The sequence below is a fragment of the Dactylosporangium sp. NPDC051087 genome, assembly GCF_055586325.1.
In genome coordinates this window covers 110966-116758 of sequence record NZ_JBVJIJ010000023.1, presented here as the reverse complement: position 1 = coordinate 116758, position 5793 = coordinate 110966, and the positions used below count along the sequence as shown (strand labels likewise).

Here is a 5793-nt window from a genome sequence, read left to right as displayed (position 1 = left end):
GGGACAGTGTGGGCGCAGGGTTGGGGGTGGGGTCGGATTTTTGGGGGCGCGTCTGTGGGGGGGGGGGGGCGGGGGGGTGGCCTTCTTGCTGGGGGTCCCCCCCCCCACCACCGGCTTCACCGTGCTGACCGGCGCCTCCGCCACCGCGCGGCTGGACGTCACCGGCACCGTGGACGCCAACGTGCGGGCCGCCTATGACATCCTCGTGCGCCCCAAGGGCAGCCGGCTGCCGCTGGAGGACGACCGGGCGCTGCTGCGGCCCAACGCGGTCTCCGGCATCTACGGCGGGCTCAGCATGGACGACTGGGCGAAGGTCCGCGCGGTGCCCGGCATCGACGTCGCCGCCCCGATCGCGATGGCCGGCGCGGTCAACGCCGCCGTCGTCGCGCCCGTCGACCTCACCGACCTCGTCGACCCCACCAAGGACCGGCAGGTCCTGCGGGTCGACCGCACCCTGCTCGCCGACCGTGGCCTGAGCCGCGCCCCGGCCACGCCCATCTGGGTGTATGTCACCACCCACGACGTCTCGTGGCCCATCCCCGACGCCAGCCCGGACCTCACCTTCAGCGGCGGCCAGAAGATGCCGTTCGCGCAGCTGTGCGGCGGCGCCTTCGGCTTCCTCGAGGACGGCCGGCAGCTCTGCCCGTTCGTCGAGCCGGGCCAGGTCACCGACGCCACCACGCAGAACGTCAACGTGGTCCGCCGGCTCCCGGACGGCAGGTTCGAGACCAACCTGCCGGGCGCGCGGGACCGGCTCGTCATCTCCGTCGCGTGGCACGAGCCGATGCTCATCGCCGCCGTCGACCCCGACGCCGAGGACCGGCTCGCCGGGCTGCGCGGCGCCACGCAGGGCACGTTCCTCACCGACGAGCCGCCCCGCACCACCGTCCCGCAGGCCGGCTTCGAGGAGCGCAAGGTCGTGCCCGTGCTCGCCTCGACCCGGCGGTATGCGGACACCACCACCGCGATCAGCGTGTCCCGCGGGCCCCTCACCGCGATGCCGGGCAGCTCCCCGGAGGCGGTGCTCGCCGCGATGGCCGCCGCGCCCGCGACGCACCTGCGCGACGACGTGCTGGACACCGAGGCGGCGTACCAGCACACCACCGAGACCGAGCTGGCCCGCTCCGGCGAGGGCTGGGGCTTCACGTACGGCCACGAGTGGCTCCTGCAGGCCGGCGGCATCACCTACCTCGAGGCGCCCGACGGCAGCCTCGCCGCGGTCCCCGTGCCGAACAACGCCGCCGCCTTCGTGCTGCCGCACTCCTTCGGGTTCCCGGCGCCGTGGCAGATCGACGACACGTCCTTCCGCACCGTGCAGAACGTGTCGTCCCGCCTGTACGGGGAAATGACGACGACCGAGTTCGGGGTCGTCGGCACGTTCGACCCGGCCCGGCTCACCACGTTCAACCCGCTCAGCCGCGTGCCGATGGAGACCTACGAGCCCCCGCTGGTCGTCGGCGCCGACCAGCCCACCCGGGACCTGCTCGGCGACCGCCCGCTCGCGCCGGGCGGCAACCCCGGCGGCTACCTGTCCTCGCCGCCGATGCTGCTCACCAGCATCGCCGCGCTGCCCGCCCTGCTCGCCGACACCCGCGGCGGCGACAAGAGCAAGCCACTGAGCGCGATCCGCGTCCGCGTCGCCGGCGTGCACGGCTTCTCCGCCACCTCCCGGGAGAGGGTCCGGCTCGTCGCCGAGGACATCTCCGCCCGCACCGGCCTCGACGTCGACATCACCTACGGCTCCTCCCCCGCCCCGCAGACCGTGAGCCTGGTCGCCGGCAAGTACCAGCGGCCGGAGCTGCGCGTCACCGAGCACTGGGTGAAGAAGGGCGTCGCCGCCAGCATCATCACCGCGATCGACCGCAAGAGCGCCGTCCTGTTCGTGCTGGTCCTCGTCGTCTGCGCGCTGTTCCTCGCCAACGCGGTCGCCGCCGGCGTCCGCGACCGGCGCACCGAGCTCGCGACCCTCACCGCCCTCGGCTGGCCCGCGCACCGGGTCTTCGCGTCGGTACTGGGTGAGGTCACCGTCATCGGCACCGTCGCGGGCCTCGGCGCCCTCGGCCTGGCCGCGCCGCTCGGCGCGCTGCTGTCCGTGCACACCACGTGGACGCAGGCGCTGCTCGCCGTGCCGACCGCGGTCGCGCTGTCCCTCGTCGCCGGCCTGCTGCCCGCCCTCACCGCGGCCCGCGGCCGCCCGGCCGCCGGGCTGCGTCCCGCCGTCACCCGCCCGCGCCGCACCGGCAGCCCCCGCGGCCCGGTCAGCATGGGCCTGCTCAACCTCGTCCGCGTCCCCGGCCGCACCGTCCTGGGCGCCGGCGCCCTCGCCATCGGCATCACCGCCGCCACCGTCCTCGGCGCCATCACTTACAGCTTCCACGGCGCCATCGTCGGCACCCTCCTCGGCGACGCCGTCTCCCTGCGGGTCAGGACCGTCGACACGATCGCGGTCGCCGCCACGGTCCTGCTCGGCGCGTTCGCGGTCGCCGACGTGCTGTATCTCAACGTCCGCGACCGCGCCGCCGAGCTCGCCACCCTTCGCGCCACCGGCTGGACCCCGGCGTCGCTGGCCCGCCTGGTCGCCGCCGAGGGCCTCGGCATCGGCCTGCTCGGCGGCGCCGCGGGCGCCGCCCTCGGCGTGACGGGCGCCGCCTGGCTCGTCGGCGACCTGACCGCCGGCCTGCTCACCACCGCCGCCGTGGCGGTCGCGGCCGGGGCGGCCCTGGCTACCTGCACCGCCCTCATCCCCGCCGCGCTCATCCAGCGCCTCCCCACCGCCCACCTCCTCGCCGGCGAGACCTGACCGTCCGCCCGTCACGGCGACGCCGGGAAAGAAGGCCGATCATCGATGGACGGGGCACATATCATCGCCCGGTGGACTTCTTCACCGGTGCTGACGGCACGAGGCTCGCATACCACCGCGGCGGCGCCGGCAGCCCGCTGATCTGCCTGCCCGGCGGGCCGATGACGGCGTCGTCGTACCTGGGGGACCTCGGCGGGCTGTCGGCGCGGCACGAGCTCGTGCGGCTGGACCTGCGCGGCACCGGCGGGTCGGCGGTGCCCGCCGACCCGGCGACCTACCGGTGCGACCGGCTCGCCGACGACGTCGAGGCGCTGCGTGAGCACCTCGGCCTGGACCGGGTCGACCTGCTCGCGCACTCGGCCGGGGCGGCCGTCGCGGTGCTGTACGCCACCCGCCACCGCGACCGGATCGGCCGGCTCGTCCTGGTCACCCCGTCACCGCGGGTGGTCGGCCTCGAGGTCGGCGACACCGACCGGCGCGAGGTCGCGGAGCTGCGTGGCAGGGAGCCGTGGTTCCCGGCGGCGTTCGCCGCGTTCGAGCGGATCTGGGCCGGCGACCCCGGCGCCGGGGACTGGGACGCGATCACACCGTTCATGTGGGGCCGGTGGGACGACACGGCCCGGGCGGTGGCCGCCGAGCAGGACGCGCTGCGCAACGACGAGGCCGCGGCCGCGTACTACACCGGCGCCGACCCGGCCGCGGCCCGCGCCGCCGTCGCCGACCTGCGGGCCCGGGTGCTGCTCACCGCGGGTGAGTACGACGTGGCGCTGCCGCCGAAGCGGGCCGCCGAGTACGCGGGACTGTTCCCGCACGCCGAGGTCGCCGTCCAGCCCGGCGGCGGGCACAGCCCGTGGCACGACGACCCGGCCTGGCTCGCGACGACCGTCGCCGGCTTCCTGCGGTAGCGGGGCCGGGGACATGGACGAGCGGGAAGAGCTCGGCTGGCAGGAGTTCGGGGACGCGTCGCGGGCCCTCGCGCAGCACGTCGCCGACGACGGGTTCCGGCCCGACGTGGTCCTCGCCGTCGCGCGCGGCGGGCTGCTGCTCGCGGGCGCCCTCGCGTACGCCCTCGACGTGAAGAGCGTCGTGATGATGAACGTCCTGTACTACACGGGTGTCGACGAGCGCCTCGACGCGCCGGTCGTGCTGCGCCCGACCCCCGACGGCGCCGACCTCGCCGGGGCGCGCGTCCTCATCGCCGACGACGTCGCCGACACCGGCGCCACGCTGCGGGTCGTGCGGGACTTCTGCCTCGCGCACGCCGCCGACGTGCGCATCGCCGTGCTGTACGAGAAGCCGGCGACCGCCGTGCGCTGCCGGTACGTGTGGCGCCGCACCGACAGGTGGATCAACTTTCCGTGGTCGGCCGAGCCGCCGGTGGCCCCGCGTTCCCAGTGAACGTTCAGCGAAGGCTGCTAGCGTCTGATCATGGTTGGTTGGAGTACCGGGCCGGGCATTGCCCGGCTGACGTCGCTTGAGGCCTCATGCTGATCCTGATCGGTCTCGCACTCATCGTCCTGCTCACGGCCGCCACCGGCTACTTCGTGGCGGCCGAGTTCGCCTATGTCGCCGTCGACCGGGGCAAGCTCAAACGCGCCGCCGACGAGGGCGACCAGTCGTCCCGGCGGGCGCTGCGGGTGACGGGACGGCTGTCGTTCATGCTGTCCGGCGCGCAGCTCGGCATCACCGTGACGGCACTGCTCGTCGGGTATGTCGCCGAGCCGTTCCTCGGCCGCGGCCTCGCCGACCTGCTCGGCCTCGCCGGGGTCCCGCGCGCCGCGAGCGCGTCCGCGGCCGTGGTCCTCGCCCTGCTGGTCGCGACCGTCGTGCAGATGGTCCTCGGCGAGCTCGGCCCGAAGAACTGGGCGATCGCCCGGCCGGAGGCGCTGTCCCGCGGCCTGGCCCGCTTCACGCTGTTCTACCTGGCGGCGGCCGGCCCGCTGATCCGGATGTTCGACGCCGCCGCGAACCGGCTGCTGCGCCGGGTCGGCATCGAGCCGATCGAGGAGCTGCCCGAGGGCGCCACCCCCGAGGACCTGGAGCGGATCATCGCCGAGTCCCGGACCGGTGGCCTGCTCGACGCCGACACCTCGCAGCTGCTGCAACGCGGTCTGGCCTTCCGCGCGCGGACCGCCGAGGAGGCGATGATCGCCCGGGTCGACGTGGTCACCGTCGCCGCGACGGATCCCGCGATCCGGCTCGTCGAGCTGTTCGACACCGGGCACACCCGCTTCCCCGTCGTCGGTGACAGCGTCGACGACCTGATCGGTGTCGTCGGCGGCGCCGACCTCGTCGCCCTGCCCGCCGCGCAGCGGCACCGGGTGACGATGGCCGAGATCGCGCTGCCGCCGGTCCTGGTGCCGTCGACGGCGGCGCTGCCCACGGTCCTGGAGCGGCTGCGCACCGAGCACCGCCAGCTGGCCTGCGTCATCGACGAGTACGGCGGCTTCGCCGGCATCATTACCCTGGAGGACGTCGCCGAGGAGCTCGTCGGGTCGATCCGGGACGAGGACGACGCGCCGGAGCCGTCGGCGGTCCGCCAGCCGGACGGCTCGTGGCTGGTCCCGGCCCGCTGGCGGGTCGACGAGGTTGCCCGGACGACCGGCGTGACCCTGCCGGAGAGCGACGACTACGACACCGTGTCGGGGCTCGTGCTGCAGCGGCTCGGCCGGATCCCGCGCCCCGGCGACACCGTCGAGGTCACTCTGCCGCCCGCGCAGCCCGACGAGGACGCGACGCCCAGGCCGGTGCGGCTCGAGGTGCTCACCGTGCACCGCCACGTGCCGGACACCGTCCGCGTCACCCGGATGCGGGTGACGGCATGAGCGGCCAGCGCAGCGGTCAGGCCGCGAATCAGCATGACAGCTTCGGCTCAGGCCGGCGCCGCAGCGAAGCGGAGGTGACGGCATGAGCGGCCAGCGCAGCGGTCAGGCCGCGAATCAGCATGACAGCTTCGGCTCAGGCCGGCGCCGCAGCGAAGCGGAGGTGACGGC

At 74.9% G+C, this 5793-nt stretch carries 4 protein-coding genes; all 4 read left to right on the top strand.

Annotated elements, in window-relative coordinates; genetic code table 11:
* The first annotated feature begins 85 nt into the window (after positions 1-85).
* A complete protein-coding gene (locus ACZ6TV_RS37690) occupies positions 86-2800 on the top strand; it encodes an FtsX-like permease family protein (RefSeq protein ID WP_465303110.1) in 2715 nt (904 codons plus the stop codon).
* A gap of 71 nt (positions 2801-2871) precedes the next feature.
* A complete protein-coding gene (locus tag ACZ6TV_RS37685) occupies positions 2872-3705 on the top strand; it encodes an alpha/beta fold hydrolase (RefSeq protein ID WP_465303108.1) in 834 nt (277 codons plus the stop codon).
* A gap of 13 nt (positions 3706-3718) precedes the next feature.
* A complete protein-coding gene (locus ACZ6TV_RS37680; RefSeq protein ID WP_465303106.1) occupies positions 3719-4198 on the top strand; it encodes a phosphoribosyltransferase in 480 nt (159 codons plus the stop codon).
* An 86-nt stretch (positions 4199-4284) separates the two neighbouring features.
* On the top strand, positions 4285-5625 hold the full coding sequence (locus ACZ6TV_RS37675) for a hemolysin family protein (RefSeq protein WP_465303104.1): 1341 nt from the start codon (positions 4285-4287) through the stop codon (positions 5623-5625).
* Positions 5626-5793: the final 168 nt, after the last annotated feature.